The sequence below is a fragment of the Methanoplanus endosymbiosus genome, from assembly GCF_024662215.1.
Lineage (GTDB): Archaea > Halobacteriota > Methanomicrobia > Methanomicrobiales > Methanomicrobiaceae > Methanoplanus > Methanoplanus endosymbiosus.
In genome coordinates this window covers 299,934-314,872 of sequence record NZ_CP096115.1, presented here as the reverse complement: position 1 = coordinate 314,872, position 14,939 = coordinate 299,934, and the positions used below count along the sequence as shown (strand labels likewise).

General features: G+C 40.9%; 15 protein-coding genes. 7 read left to right on the top strand and 8 right to left on the bottom strand.

Annotated elements, in window-relative coordinates; all coding sequences use genetic code 11:
* Positions 1 to 210 precede the first annotated feature (210 nt).
* The 3 genes from xerA (at position 211) to glmM (ending at position 4,461) form a co-directional block, all read left to right on the top strand.
* Complete coding sequence (gene xerA / locus L6E24_RS01085) at positions 211 to 1,119, top strand: site-specific tyrosine recombinase/integron integrase (RefSeq protein ID WP_257742894.1); 909 nt, start codon at positions 211 to 213, stop codon at positions 1,117 to 1,119.
* 549 nt (positions 1,120 to 1,668) lie between these two features.
* On the top strand, positions 1,669 to 2,829 hold the full coding sequence (locus L6E24_RS01080) for a DUF5806 family protein (protein ID WP_257742893.1): 1,161 nt from the start codon (positions 1,669 to 1,671) through the stop codon (positions 2,827 to 2,829).
* A gap of 279 nt (positions 2,830 to 3,108) precedes the next feature.
* Positions 3,109 to 4,461, top strand: coding sequence for a phosphoglucosamine mutase (gene glmM, locus L6E24_RS01075; RefSeq protein ID WP_257742892.1), 1,353 nt, complete (start codon positions 3,109 to 3,111; stop codon positions 4,459 to 4,461).
* On the opposite strand, the gene L6E24_RS01070 is transcribed toward glmM, so the two are convergent.
* The 4 genes from L6E24_RS01070 to L6E24_RS01055 form a co-directional block, all read right to left on the bottom strand.
* On the bottom strand, positions 4,458 to 5,336 hold the full coding sequence (locus L6E24_RS01070) for a DNA-3-methyladenine glycosylase family protein (RefSeq protein ID WP_257742891.1): 879 nt from the start codon (positions 5,334 to 5,336) through the stop codon (positions 4,458 to 4,460). The genes glmM and L6E24_RS01070 overlap by 4 nt on opposite strands.
* A 195-nt stretch (positions 5,337 to 5,531) precedes the next feature.
* Positions 5,532 to 6,092, bottom strand: coding sequence for a manganese efflux pump MntP (locus L6E24_RS01065; RefSeq protein WP_257742890.1), 561 nt, complete (start codon positions 6,090 to 6,092; stop codon positions 5,532 to 5,534).
* An 18-nt stretch (positions 6,093 to 6,110) separates the two neighbouring features.
* Complete coding sequence (locus L6E24_RS01060; RefSeq protein ID WP_257742889.1) at positions 6,111 to 6,383, bottom strand: DUF1894 domain-containing protein; 273 nt, start codon at positions 6,381 to 6,383, stop codon at positions 6,111 to 6,113.
* Positions 6,371 to 6,841: a DUF1890 domain-containing protein gene (locus L6E24_RS01055; protein WP_257742888.1), complete on the bottom strand. Its 471-nt coding sequence runs from the start codon at positions 6,839 to 6,841 to the stop codon at positions 6,371 to 6,373. Before L6E24_RS01055 ends, L6E24_RS01060 begins: the two co-directional genes overlap by 13 nt.
* 111 nt (positions 6,842 to 6,952) lie before the next feature.
* Between L6E24_RS01055 and L6E24_RS01050 the strand changes: the two genes are divergently transcribed.
* Both L6E24_RS01050 and L6E24_RS01045 read left to right on the top strand, forming a co-directional pair.
* Complete coding sequence (locus L6E24_RS01050) at positions 6,953 to 7,378, top strand: GNAT family N-acetyltransferase (protein ID WP_257742887.1); 426 nt, start codon at positions 6,953 to 6,955, stop codon at positions 7,376 to 7,378.
* Positions 7,379 to 7,383: 5 nt separating this feature from the next.
* Complete coding sequence (locus L6E24_RS01045) at positions 7,384 to 8,298, top strand: DUF2156 domain-containing protein (protein ID WP_257742886.1); 915 nt, start codon at positions 7,384 to 7,386, stop codon at positions 8,296 to 8,298.
* Between the two features lie 3 nt (positions 8,299 to 8,301).
* On the opposite strand, the gene L6E24_RS01040 is transcribed toward L6E24_RS01045, so the two are convergent.
* The 4 genes from L6E24_RS01040 to L6E24_RS01025 all read right to left on the bottom strand — a co-directional run bounded on the left by L6E24_RS01040 (position 8,302) and on the right by L6E24_RS01025 (position 12,623).
* Positions 8,302 to 9,465 (bottom strand): aconitase X, encoded by a 1,164-nt coding sequence (locus L6E24_RS01040; RefSeq protein ID WP_257742885.1) that lies wholly within the window; start codon positions 9,463 to 9,465, stop codon positions 8,302 to 8,304.
* A 4-nt stretch (positions 9,466 to 9,469) separates the two neighbouring features.
* Complete coding sequence (locus tag L6E24_RS01035; protein WP_257742884.1) at positions 9,470 to 10,711, bottom strand: UbiD family decarboxylase; 1,242 nt, start codon at positions 10,709 to 10,711, stop codon at positions 9,470 to 9,472.
* Positions 10,711 to 11,256 carry a UbiX family flavin prenyltransferase gene (locus L6E24_RS01030; protein ID WP_257742883.1) on the bottom strand — a complete coding sequence of 182 codons (546 nt, stop codon included), beginning with the start codon at positions 11,254 to 11,256 and terminating at the stop codon, positions 10,711 to 10,713. The genes L6E24_RS01035 and L6E24_RS01030 overlap by 1 nt, the downstream gene beginning before the upstream one ends.
* Positions 11,257 to 11,417: 161 nt before the next feature.
* Positions 11,418 to 12,623: an HD domain-containing protein gene (locus L6E24_RS01025; RefSeq protein ID WP_257742882.1), complete on the bottom strand. Its 1,206-nt coding sequence runs from the start codon at positions 12,621 to 12,623 to the stop codon at positions 11,418 to 11,420.
* Positions 12,624 to 12,908: 285 nt separating this feature from the next.
* Between L6E24_RS01025 and cofD the strand changes: the two genes are divergently transcribed.
* Entirely contained in the window at positions 12,909 to 13,847 is a 939-nt protein-coding gene (gene cofD, locus L6E24_RS01020; RefSeq protein WP_257742881.1) for a 2-phospho-L-lactate transferase, read from the top strand.
* Between the two features lie 41 nt (positions 13,848 to 13,888).
* Positions 13,889 to 14,917 carry a DUF7544 domain-containing protein gene (locus L6E24_RS01015; protein ID WP_257742880.1) on the top strand — a complete coding sequence of 343 codons (1,029 nt, stop codon included), beginning with the start codon at positions 13,889 to 13,891 and terminating at the stop codon, positions 14,915 to 14,917.
* Positions 14,918 to 14,939: the final 22 nt, after the last annotated feature.

Here is a 14,939-nt window from a genome sequence, read left to right as displayed (position 1 = left end):
ATCACTGAAAAATCAGCTGATATTTTTTCAGTACCTCAATTAAAATCAACATACAGATAAATCCTGTCCATCCCAAAATTCTTCCGGCAATACACCAAAAGTTCGCCGATAATTCTTTCAGGAAATACCCCCATATATGGCTTAAAGTTTTTGCGCAGAATAGGTATTCTACGAAAAAGTTATTAAATCAGTAATTTCAAAGAATAAAGCATGCAGGGAGATTATTTTTCAGAGTGGTTAAAACGCTTTTTGCACCACCTCAGGATGCGGAATTACTCACAGAGAACAATAAAGAGCTATGAAGGTTCTGTCAAAAAGTTTGGATACTATCTCTGGATAATGAGAAATGAGGGAGAAGAGAAACTTCCGGTGTACTGGAATGACACAAAAAAAGCCAGGCTGGATACTGACGTTGATACAACTTCAATTATGATAAATGATTTTCTGGCATACATGATGTCACTAAGAGAGTACAAACCAGCCACACTTCACAGAATAATTTCCTCCTTAAGCTCATTTTACAGGTACTGCTTTAAACAGGGAATTATTGAGGCAAACCCCATGATCGGAGTTGACAGGCCCAAAATAAAGGAGCAGGAACTGAAATATTTAAAGCATAATCAGGTAATCAGGCTTCTTGATGCAATTCCGGGTGAAAGGGACAGACTGATCATCAGAACAATATATTCTACCGGAGTCCGCGTATCTGAACTATGTTCCATAGATATTGATGACATTGATTTTGAGGACCATACAATAAAAGTTAAAGGGAAAGGGGGCAAAATACGCACTGTTTTTGTCGATGACGAAACCCTTAAACAGATTGACAGTTTCACATCCAAAAAGATCTCCGGGCCGGTATTTGTCGGGCAGATGGGAAAGCACATCTCTCCAAGAACAGTGCAGTACATCTTCAACAGATATGCTCCAAAGGGAATAACTCCACATAAGATCAGGCACAGTTATGCGAGTGAACTGTACAGAAGATCAAAAAATCTGAGGGTTGTACAGGAAAATCTGGGGCATTCATCTATAAAAACAACCGAAGTATATCTGCATACTGATGTTGATGAGAGAAGGGATGTGTACAGGAAATTCTTTCCACTTTCAGATAAATAAAGTGTTTATTGACCTTTTTAGGCCAATCCCTGATATTTACTTATATTTTCACCAATATAATTTTTATTTGGGCAGGCAACTACTCCCATTGTATAACAGGTGTCATAATTTATCAGTATTCGGGAAATTCTGTAATATTATTGGGTACTGATGCAGGCAATACTATTGTGTACTTACAAAATACACGTAATATAGTCAGATTTTCAGATAGAGAAAATAATAGCGACAATATTAAATAAAATCGCCGTAAACAATATTGTCCACATATCTGATAAACCATATGATGCTATATATGGTGGCTCAGTTCGCTGATCCTGAGTTAATAGATCTAAAATATATGGTGGGTTAGAAAAAAATGGTTTATGAGTCATCGGAGGGGAGAGATGGTTTTAAATTATTGTACAGAATGTTACCGGATAAAACCAGCAGAATTCAGGTGAAAAATGAAATCAAAACTCATGATTAAAAATCTTAATTAAATTCCTCTGATTTAAAGCATTAAATTATGTTAAATGACAAGAAGAGAATGATGATGAATTCTGATCTTAAATGGCTAAAAAAGAGAATGGTAAAATAAAAAATCCTGATGAAAATATGAATCCTGAAGAAGCACAAGACAATAAACCAGATGATGATATATATTCTGTCATTGACTCTGAGAGAAACAAAGTCCATACTGAAGTCACATCTAAAGAGAGAACTGATTATAATAAATCTGCAATGCCGGAAGAATTGCCGGATCTCAAAGATATAAAAATATCCAATGGAGCAGAATTCACAGGGATGTCAGAAGATACAGGCAGATCTGATGAAAAAGAAATGTGTGAGTCAGCAGACGGTTCAGAAAGACAGGATAAAACGGAAAGATCTGATAAAAAAGAAATACCCAATAATCCGGATATGGCTGATAATTCAGAACAGGATGAAGGATCAGATAATGCAGATGTCACTGATAAACCGGAAGACGAAAGATTAGAAGATAAAAATGTAATAGATAAACCACTATCACCGGATAATCCGGAAGAATCAGAAACAGCCAACGATGACATTGATCAGGAAAAATCCGATTATCAGACGGAAATTACAGACAAGCTGACTCCTGAAGAAAAAGAGAGAATCAACAAATATAAAAAATTCAAGAAGGTTGACGGATCAACATACAGGAGAGTAAATCAGTTTTTAAGAAAGCACACCTACATTACAGCAAGAGAATGGGCCATAGCCCGTCTATGTGCAGACTTCTCTACAAGAGGAGGAGCAGAGATGACATTTATCGGTGAAAACCTGCCTGAACTCATCCCATTCATGACAGATACCTATTCACCTCAGGCAGTAAACCAGGCAAGAAGTTCATTTAAAAAGAAGGTAAAAAAATCCGGAGCTACATTCTTTTATGGGGCATTATGTGGCTTCTTTACTGCCGATGAACTGGATGACATATTATTTGAATCAAGTGAAGTTGCAAGATTCCTTCTTGAAATCGAAGGCACTTCAGTAGATCTCGATGATGAAATTGATATCGAAGATAAAATTACGGATGTAATGAGAAGTGTTGCTGAAGCATCATCAATGATAAGAGCACCAAAAACAGTCAGTGATGAACCTGAGGATGACTTTGAATATGAAGATATTCCGGGAGGGAAGATCCCTGAAGAGTGTTACTCAGATATTGAAGAACTGACAGAAGATTCAGGCATTAGAGATGAGTAAAATCTCATAAATCCAAAACCCGGCAATAAAAGACAATCCCAAAAAACACTTTTTCAGCATTCACCTGTCCGGATATAAATAATTCCGGGAAACTGATCTCCTCGGCTACAATTCCGACCTTCAACAGTAAAACTGAACCACACTAAAATCCATAAACCGCCGGATGCTATACGTATGATCTAAATGACCTGCCGGATGAAAATATCCGCACAGAATATTAATGTGAAAGCTATAACTTTCACCAATCCAATTATTAACGGAGTAATTCAGGGGAATTTTATGGCAGAAATTAAAAAGAAACAGCTTTTTGGTACAAACGGTGTAAGGGCAGTTGTCGGCGAAGCAATGAACCCGCAGCTTGCAATGAACATAGGTCTTTCACTGAGCAAAATGAGACCTGGGACACTTGCTGTGGGCATGGACACAAGAACCTCCGGGCCGGCACTCATAAACGCACTCAAGGCCGGAATTCTTTCAGGCGGATGCGATGTGGTTGACTTAGGCGTTCTTCCTACACCTGCACTACAGTATCTGGTTAGAAAGTATTTTGACGGTGGAGCAGTTGTGACTGCCTCACACAATCCTCCGGAATACAACGGTGTAAAACTGATTGACACCGACGGGACAGAGATGGGCGATGACAACACCATAGCACTTGAAGAGATACTTTTTTCAGAGGATTTCGATATCAAAGACTGGAGAGAGACCGGCGAAGAGAGGCACTCAGAGGAGATGCTGGCAGAATATATAGATGCAGTCGCCGGATATTTCCCAAAGACAGATACAGAATTAATAGTGGCAGTAGATCCCGGATCAGGTCCGGCATGTAAAACAACACCGCAGATCCTCTCAAAGATGGGATGCAGAGTCCATACAATAAACGGAAAAACAGACGGAACATTTCCCGGCAGACTGCCCGAACCATCTCCTGAAGGGCTGATGGGATTGTCTGAACTTACTGTCGCAACCGGAGCATCATTTGGGGTTGCACATGACGGAGATGCAGACCGGGCCGTATTTGTCGATGACAGAGGTGAATACGTAGAGGAGAACGAGGAGTTCGCATTAATGCAGATGCTCATCTGTAAAGATAAAGGGCCGGGAGTGGTTGTAACTCCGGTGAGCACATCAAAGATCGTAGAAAAAATTGCCTCAGAAGAGAACTGCACAGTGATATACACCAAAGTCGGCAGCATCTATGTTGCAAGAAAGATGCTTGAACTGTCACAGTCAGGTGAAAATGTTCTCTTTGGCGGCGAAGGAAACGGAGGGCTGATCTTTCCGGGACATCAGCACTGCCGTGACGGAGGCATGACTGCCGCATCCATGGCATACCTCATATCGACTTCCGGCAAAAAACTATCTGAGCTGAGATCTGAACTGCCACCAAAATATATGAAGCGCGGGAAGGTTTATACTGAAGAGCCGGATGTTATCACTGAAAAAATTCAGCAGGCTTTTAAGGATGACAGTCTCGATCTGACCGATGGTGTCAGAGTAAACAGAGACAATTCATGGGCACTTCTCAGACCTTCCGGCACTGAACCATTCATGAGACTCTTCGTTGAAGGAAGGACCAAAGAAGAGTCAGAAAAATTTTATGATGAAATTATTAAAGCCACTGAGAATTAGGATTTAATAAAATCCTCAATAAACTCATTATTCATATTGAAGAGATATTCCATTGCATATCCGGCATAACTGCCAAATTTTTTATCTGCTACATCTCTGACTGTAGAATCAATAGCATTACTTCCTGTTTTGCTGAAATGATAATCTTTCATGTAGTTCTTAACGAAGAAATCCCTTATATGTGTGTCCACCGGAAAGATATCATATCGCTTTAGTGAGAGTAATAAAACCCATTCTGCAACACTTCTTTTTACCCCTTTAAATCCTGAAAGATAAGCAACTGCATTCTCATAATCCATAACAGATACTTTTTCTGCCCAGTCTCTCTCCTCAATGACTTTTTCTGCCGTATTAAAAATATTTGTGGCATAATAACCAATGTTGCAGGTTTTTAGGGTTCTTAAACCTGATTCTGAGATAATCTCTGCCCCCGGAACCGAATAATATTTCCTGCCCTCAAAAATTAATTCTTTCCCGACTCCTTTTGCTATTCTTGTTATCCGGTCATAATCCCCTTTTGTCCGGATTTTATTAACAGTCATCTGAAACAAGAGACATTCCCATGGGTCCTGTCTGACAATTCTTAAACCTCTCAGCTTTTCAAAGGCATCTTTCAGCAGATAATCATCACTGAACTTTTTATAAAATTCATTCAGATCATAATCGAGGCAGAAATAATCACGGATAAATTCCCCATCACAACCTGTAAATTCAAGGGTATTATCTGTCTGCCTGATTTTAATTACATCTTCAAGCACAACTCCAATCCACCAGCCTTCAGAATATTCCCACCTTGGTGCCTGCCCGCAGGATAATGTAATATCCAGACTGAAAGGTGTTTTAGTGTTGAGATCAATCGTACAGATATCAGTCATTTATATACATTATTGGTTGTCAGTCATAATTATAATATTATAACCTCTGAAATAGACCACATTACACAATTACTTCAGAAATTACTAGGGGGATAGTTACAAGCATGATTAAAAAATACCGGATTTTATTCATAATACAAATTCATGCTCTATAAATTCAGTTTCATCAGCTTTTTGATCAGATTCACACAGATCTCAGATTAAACTCTCAGCAAGTATCTTCACCCCTATCCCTATAAGGACAAGCCCACCGAGAATTTCTGCTTTTCTTCCGATAAGATCACGGAATTTTTCACCAAAAATCACACCGGCAAATGAAAAGAGAAAGGTTACAATACCAATTATCAGTACCGGAATCAGGATGGGTTCATTCAGGAATGCAAATGTAAATCCTACTGCAAGGGCATCAATACTTGTGGCAATGCCCAATATTAAGATTATTACACCATTTGTGACATTTCTCTCTTCATCCCCCTCTGATTCTGAGAGGCCCTCATATATCATCTTCAGACCAATCGCTGACAGCAAAATAAAAGCAATCCAGTGATCCCAGGCATCCACATAATCTGCAAAACCTGTCCCTAATGTCCACCCGATAACCGGCATTAAAGCCTGGAATAGTCCAAAAACCAGGGCCATAATAAGAGCTGTCCTGATTTTTGATCCCTTTGGAACCTTTACTCCGGCAGAGATGGAAACAGCAAAGGCATCCATTGCAAGCCCGATTGCAATAAGTAGAACGGCAATAAAATTCATCAAAAAAAGCTAAAAATATTATTTTTTCCTGAGTCTCTTTATCTCATCGTGAGCTTCTTTCACCCTCACAAGAAATGTCCCGTGACAGGGTTTTGTATATGGGAAGATCACACTATCTCCGTCAATACCAACCTTAATTGGGGGTACTCCTATGATATAAACATCAAATATTTTGTAACCCGGAGGAACTTCATAATATTCCTTTATGTTCTTTTCGACATATTCACGCGCTTCCTTAAAACTGGAATTTCTCTGTATTACTTCATATGGAAGTTTCTCTAAACATCCCATTTAATTCCACTCTCCATTGCATTTATCAGCGGTTTTGGGTTATGTTCTGCTCTTCCGGATATGACAGAACAGTCAAAATTAATCCCTTCCTTAAGTGATTCAATCTCCTTTCCGAATATTACAGGAATTACTATCCCTCCATTAAGTATTATATTCATAGAAGCAGCATAAGACAGACCTGAATCATTATGGACGAATACAAAGCATAAAGAGAAATTCTGCCTCCTTTCAACAAGATCACCGATCATTCTGTCCAGATCATGCAGTTCATCAATATAGTGCTTTTCAGGATCTGCATATTTCATCAGCATTCTTGCAGCAGGATTTGCTGCAATTACAGGTATAATCCCGGTATTTTTCAGTTTATACGCAAGATACATTGCGGCAGCGGTCTGTGTGGGTACCTGCGGACACCCAAGCACCAGCAATGCTTTTTGATGATCTTTTATTTCAATCATTGTTACACCGGATTATGTACATAGATATTCATTATATTACAAATATCATTGCAAATATTTATCGGAGAACAGCCAGATTAATATCAAATCCTACAGAAATAATTAACTTAAATGCCTGATGATGAAAAGATCGAAATACGGTTTGTAGAAGAATGGAATACTTCTGAAATAATAGAATTATACAGGCAGGGAAACTGGTGGAAGGAAGAGTGGGATAAAATGGGAATTTTGCCCCTAATATCCGGAAGTTTCCTGTTTGCAGTTGCATATTCTGTCAGACAAAATAAGGCTGTGGGCATGGGCAGGGTCATATCAGACGGAGTTTCAGACGGATATATTCAGGACCTTGTAATTTTAAAAGATTACAGAGGAAAGGGCCTTGGCAAAACGGTTCTGAAAAGTCTTGTCGATGAATCAGTTAAAAGAGGCCTCTCATGGATTGGCCTTATCGCAGAACCTGATACAGAAGATTTTTACCGGATGGAAGGGTTTGAAATAATGAACGGACATACTCCTATGATATACACCAGATGGTGAATTTTATGCTGAAATTTGAAGACTTTAAACCTATAACTCTAAATGACATTGAAATAATTAAAAAACACCAGAAAAATTACCCTCCTGTTCACAGTGATAATTCCTTTACAAATATGTTCTGCTGGAATGATTACGCTGCTTACAGATATCTGATTACAGAAGATTCGTTAATCATCACAAGCACAATTGAAGGTGAACACTCAGTACGCGGGCCATTCGGCCCCGAAGATACTGACCTGTTTTTGAAAACCGTAAATCTGGCCGCTGAAATCGGCGGAGAATATGCGTACCAGATCTTTGACACTAAAACAAAGGAAAAATTCTCAAGAATATTTCCGGATGTAACAATCAACACTGACAGGGATTTTTTTGACTACATATACAAGACATCGGATCTAAAAGATCTTCCCGGAAAGAAATATCTTACAATCAGAAAGCATCTCAATAAATTCAGAAATAAATGCAGATACACAATTGAGAGCATAACAGAGGAGAACCTCTACGAAGTAGAGGATTTCCTTGTCAGATGGTGCGAATGGAAGGAGTGCAGCAAAACAAAAGTTTTTGGCTACGAGATGGAAGCGGCCGTTTCTTCGGTGAAAAATTTTGTAAAACTCGGACTTTCCGGCCTTATTATCAGAGTTAATGACAATATATCTGCCATATCCATATTTGAAGAACTGAATCATGATACAGCCATTGTTCATTTTGAAAAAGGACTGCCGGACTGCCAGGGAAATTACAAAGGCATCAACAACGAAACTGCAAAAATGCTGTCAGAGAGATATGAGTTTATCAACCGGGAATCTGACCTCGGCCTCTCCGGACTTAGGGATGCAAAGATGCGTTATCACCCATGCGGCTTTGCAGAGGTATATTATGTAAAAGCAGACGGTCTGAAAAAAGTTATAGATTTATAAAAATTATTTCCGGAGTGCCTCTGCAACACACTCTTCAACAGATCCTATTTTCGCAGTCGCGCCGCACATATTCGGAACATATGCAAATGCCTTTCCGGAATCAACCATTATTCTCTCAAACTTATCCATAGCCGGAGAGACAACGATGCAGGTGTCCCTTATAACCTTTGCACCGCTCTTCTCAATCTTTGAGACATATTTCCGGTTTGAATTCATGACACCTTCTGCAACAAAGACATAAAACGGCTTTTTAACAGACTTGCCATCCAGAAGTTTAGAGAGATTCATCAGTTCACCGGGTGAACAGTGCGGGCAGCCGACGGCAACTGCATCAACCTCTTCGTCATTAAACAGAGCCTCAATCTCACTCTGTTCAATGATAATTTTCTCAGATGGATCTTTCACAAATGTCGGCAGTTTTGTCTCAGGAGTAATACCCTTTACATGGTACAGGGCAACAGCACCACTTGCTGCCATTGCAGCACCAAGTGCCTTTAACTGATCCCTCAATGGACGGATATTTGTAAAGAGGGGAATTTTTTTGCCGACTTTATTGCCGGCCAGATAGCCGATAGCCCCATAGTGTTGTGCATGGATATTGTCCCCGCCTTCAATCTCAACTGAAATCTCAGGCATCCTGTTTTTAAAGATATGGAGGCCGTAATTAGGAGTTTTGCCAACCATTGCCGCCGCAAGCGCGGAAGGGCCGCCTTCCCTGTTTGTCCTTGCACCGATGACGGAATTTGCATAGGATACGGCAGATGACTCGGACCATGCCAGATGATCACCGTAATTTGTATTATTCAGATAATATGGTGTGCATGTACACTCCATCCTGATTCCAAGCCTCTTGTAGGCATTGATAACTTTATTCTGATTGTCTGCAAACTGACGTGGTATATCAATATCCTGCCAGCCTTCCCTGGGCATGCCGATTGGGTTTAAAACAGAAGGAACAACCACCCGTGCATCAAGATGGCTGAGCCATTCAAGACCCCATTTTCCTATCGTCTTATATGATGCACCAGCCACCTGCGCACTTGATATCGGTATTAAATTGTCTGCATTGAATACCTTGCCCAAAGCCACAAGTATCTCCATCATCTTCTGTCTTGTCTCACCATACTCTCCGGCGAGAACTTTCTCATCTTCACTGTCAAGATACATTTTTTCAGTCCCACTCTGCCCTTATATATTCGTTTTTCCTGCCCATCTCCATTGTGGCATCTATTCCAATCTTTACATTGAGACCATCGCCAATCCTTGACGGATCAAGTGAAGAACCTCTGACCCCGGAGATTACCATCAGATCACGGTCTCCCCTGACGCGGGTTGCAATTGCATATTCAACATCCTCCATATTCCGGATGTCAATATCCTCATCAACGATTACAACATGCTTAAGGGAGGTATGTGCAGCAAATGCCGCCATAACTGCATTTTTACCGTCACCTTCAGTATTCTTGCGTATCTTCACAATACCATGCAGATAACCGCATCCTCCGGTTGTGAGCAGCACATCCCTGACAGTTGTAACTCCTGCAACCATCCTGTAGATTTTAGGTTCATAGGGCATTCCCATCAGTAGTTTATGCTCGTTTCCTGCCGGAAGAATACCATGATATACGGGATCATTTTTAACGTGCATGCCTGTGATCTCAATTACAGGCGCAGACCTTACAGGGTCATATGTTCCTGTAATGTCAACAAACGGCCCTTCATCGGCCATATCTCCGCCGATAAATCCCTCAAGGACAATCTCGGCATCAGGCACAGACACTCCGTTGGGGCACTCATATACATCAAGACTGCCGCCCATCAGTTCCGCTGCGAAATTAAGTTCCTTATTCTCCGGAACCCTGGTGCAGGATGCAAATGTGACTGCCGGATGTGTACCAATTGTTATTGCAACCGGCAGTCTTTCGCCGTTTTCAAGAGCCTTTTTAAGAAGTGTATGAGTATGCCTGCCTTCAACAAGTCTTGCTGCAAGGTGGTTTTCATCAAGGACAAGCATTCTGTGAATGGATGCATTCCTGACACCGCCATATTCTGAAAATACAACTGCCGATGTGAGATAACGCCCTGCATCAAGAGGAAAATATTTCATTACCGGAATCGAGAATAAATTCGGGTGGTGCATGCTGAGCTTTCCCTTTATATCAATATCTCCGGAATATTCTGCTCCTGAAAGATTTTTTACAAGTTCATCCTCATCATAATCAAGTGCCAGTGCTATTGCTTCCCGTGATGCAGTAACATTCATTACTCCTCTGTGGCTGCCGTCAAGTTTGTGGAAAAATACAAGTTTATCTGTGCCGGCTGCAATCTTCGGAGCCTCATACACGGAGGAGACATCCTCTTCAATATCCATAACAAGGTTGTTTTCCCTCATCTTCTCTATGAAATTACGCATTAGTTACCACTCCATCTATCTGAAATACTGTGTTTTACACCAAGGTGATCCAGCACTCTTGCAACAACCATGTCAATAAGGTCATCAATCGTCTTTGGCTTAAGGTAAAAACCCGGACTGATGACCATTATTGTTGCTCCTGCACTGTCAAGTTCAGCCATATTTCTGAGATGTATTCCGGAAAGGGGCATCTCCCTTGGCATAAGGATGCACTTCCTGCCTTCCTTTAAGCAGACATCTGCTGCCCTTGTAATAAGATTGTCACTAAAACCTGAATTGATTGCTGCAAGTGTCTTCATGCTGCATGGTATGACGACCATTGCGTCGTACCTGAAAGAACCGCTTGCGATATCTGCAAACATATCCTCTTCTGCAACATATATGCCGTCAAATCCAGAAAGATCAACTTCCTCATAATCTGCGATCTTCTTTGCCATATCTGAGATAATAATATGCACTTCTGCCAGAGGTGTGAGCACCTCAAGAAGCCGTCTTGCATAAGTTATTCCGCTTGCACCTGTGACAGCAACAACATATTTCTTCATAATTTCTCCTTTTAGTCCGGATGGGTTATTATATCGATCTAAAATATTATTAAAATGTATGGATTTAATGAAAGATATTATTAGCGTGCGGAGATATGCCTGACTGATAATTTGTCATATTCAGAACTCATGTTATCTCCGGACCGCCGGGATATTTTTCGTCAGATATTGAGTTTGTCCTGCCGGGTGGGTTTTCGGATATCAAGAACATTATAAGCAGCCTCTTCAACAGTCTCCCTGTATTCCTGTGGGGTGTATATTCCTATTCTCCACTGACTTTTTCTGGTCTCATTTAAAGTATTTACAAGTGGGGATAAGTCTTCAAGTGACGTTAATGCCGCACCTTCACCTACATTGACATCAATATTCATAAATGAGGGCCTTGACGGAATATCAACCAGTATCTTATCTTCATCAAGCCCGCAGGCTTCACATATCGCTTTTTTTATACCGGATTCATCACCGAGATCTATCATTTTGTTAACTGAAGAATATCTCACCTGATCCATTCCTGCATAGATTGATCTTTTATACAGTCGCCTGACTGCGAGTCTTTCCATAAGATCTCTTGCAAAGTCTGACTCTGAAGTTGAGACTTCCATCATAAATGCAGGATCGTTTAAGGATAATAGTCTCCCGGCCTCAGATGTGCCAATATCCAGAAGGTGAGCCTCTGCTGCTGCCTTTACCATAGCTTCAGCAATCCTGCTTACATGATGATAATATACAGACGGTCTCATGAGTGTTCTTGCAATGAGAAGGGACTCTGCGGCATTGATTCCGCTCTTCTTCAGAACAAGTCCTTTTGGTGAGAGAATTGTACTGTGAATCAGCCGCTGGGCATCAACTGTCCCGTACGGCACTCCGGAATAATGCGCATCCCTTAAGAGGTAGTCCATCCGGTCAACATCAAGTTCACCATGGATAATTCCGGCGTAATTATGATCCCCGCCGATTATTGAGTATAACTCATCCGGAGATATGCCTGAATTTTCAAAGAGGACTGCAAGATCACCCTTCTTCAGATATGATTCTATCTCATGGTGCTGCCTTCCGACGTACTTCTCCATAAGTGATTCTGTAACATGGGAAAAGGGGCCGTGGCCGATATCATGCAGAAGTCCGGCAAGAGAGACAATAGTTATGTCATGTGCAGAGAGCATGAGGTTCTTTGCCATAACACCGGCAAGGTGCATAGTGCCGAGTGAATGTTCAAAACGGGTGTGGTTTGCACCCGGATAAACAAGGTGTGAAAAACCAAGCTGCTTTACAGATCTCAGTCTCTGAACGGCGGATGAATCCAGAAAAGGGAGAATTTCGTCAGGAACTTCAACATAGCCATGAACAGGATCTTTTATAAATTTCATATTTCAGATTCAGTTTAAATATAAATTATCGAGGTTTATAAAGCATGAGGTAACAGCAAAAAAATATTTCTTTAAAAATTTACAGAATATTTCCTGATTCAGCAGCATATTAATTCCATACCTCATTTTAATTTAACAATTTATATGTCTGAAAATCTTATTCTGGATTCTTCACTCATACGGTTTATAATATTCAGGGCCGACAGTAATTTCTCCGGATGTCAGCATACCTTCAGGCATCATATAACAATTTAAAGATAGTACAGACTACAAACAATCATTTTAATGAATAAAAGCAATGATGACAGTCATAATCCGATGAAGATCTGTTTCTTATCCGGAGGCACAGGCACTCCAAAGCTTATCAGGGGTTTTAGAAGTCATCTTGATGATGAAAATATCTCAGTTATTGTAAACACAGCTGAGGATATGTGGATCTACGGAAGCCACCTGTCACCGGATATTGACACAGTCATGTACCTCTTTGCCGGAATTTTAAACACTGACTTATGGTGGGGTATTAGGGGTGATACAACAATTACCAATGATTATCTGAGGGATCTTGGTGAGAACATCTACCTGACACTTGGGGATCGCGATCGTGCGGTAAATATTGCAAGGGGCAGGATGCTCAGAGAAGGAGAATCTCTTACACAGTCCACAGAACTTTTGTGTGAAAAGCTTGGTGTTAAAGCGGAAGTTCTCCCTATGACAGATTCAGAGGTCACCACCTATATACGAACTGAAGAAGGACTGATCCATTTTCAGGAGTTCTGGGTGAGGCATAAGGGGAGGGTTAAAATTGATGAGGTTGTGAGAGATTACTCAAAGGCTAAAGCAACCACAGAAGCACTGGACGCTATCAGAAATGCAGACGCAGTCATCCTCGGCCCTTCAAATCCTGTAACAAGCATATCACCAATACTTGAATGTGCCGGAATAAAAGAGGCCCTGCAGGATAAATTTGTAATCGCAGTCAGCCCGTTCATAGGTGACACTCCGATAAGCGGCCCTGCAAAGGAACTGATGGAGGCATGGGGTATGGCTCCGGATTCAGCTGCCACATTCAGCCTGTACAGTGAATTTACAGATATATTTGTTCAGGACATCAGGGATGAAATTCCGGTTGAGAGATCAGTCAGGTTTGACACACTTATGTTAAATAAAGAGATCAGCAGAGAACTTGCCGGTTCACTTATTGAAATCATCAGGGAAAGAAAGTGACCCATCAATTTATATGAAGGCTGATCCATTTTTTACCATCTATGACTGAATATTTCGCATTCTCAAAGATAGATTCCGCTCTTGACAAGACCAAGGCGATATTATGGCCTTTTAACCTGGGCATATGGCTCAGACTGGCATTAATCTCCCTGTTCGCAGGCGGAATTACGGCAATAAACCCCTTCCAGTTCACAGGAGGCCCTTCAGAGATGGGCGGACTGAATACTGCAATGCCGGGCATGAACGGATTTCCGGACATGACGCTGATACTGCTGATAGTCTTTGCAGTCATCATCCTTGCCCTGATATTCGGCTATCTCTCGGCAGTATTTCAGTTCATCTTTGTGGACTGCTTAAGAACAAAAGAATTCAGAATAAGGCATTATTTCAGTGAAAGGGTTGGAAAAGGTGCAAGACTATTTGGATTTGAACTTGCGGTAAGTTTCCTTCTGATTCTGTTGGTTGCTGTGGCAATGATAGCATTAATAGCCGGAGTAATGGGAACAGCCGGCGGTGCAATGAATATCATGATCTTCTTCACTATGATGCTTGCAGTAATAATCATTGCAATACCCATAGCTATCCTTTTCATGCTTACCATTGACTTTGTGGTCCCGATTATGACAGCAGATGACTGCGGAGTAATTGAAGGATGGAAGAAATGCTGGAATGTGATGGGCAGAGGCTGGCTTCAGATTATCATCTACATAATCATGAAATTTATCCTCTCGATTGTCATCGTGATAATTATGGTGATAATTGCAGTGATTGCCGCAATCATCATAGGAGTGCCATTCCTTCTGGCATTCATTGCCACAGCCGGATTATCAGCAGGCACAATACTTTCTCCGGTTTCAATAATCCTCCTGATTGCCTATGTTATCATACTCATTCCGGTTATTCTGATTATCAGTGTCCCGTTTGTGACATATATCAGGATGTACTCACTGGATGTTCTTGGCGCAATGGCACCTGAATACTCAATGACAGACGTTTATGACGAAGAGGGGCCGGACAGACCGGATGCAGTAACAGAATCTGTTACTGAAGATAATTTAGATGATAATTGAACTGAAAACAATGACATTACAG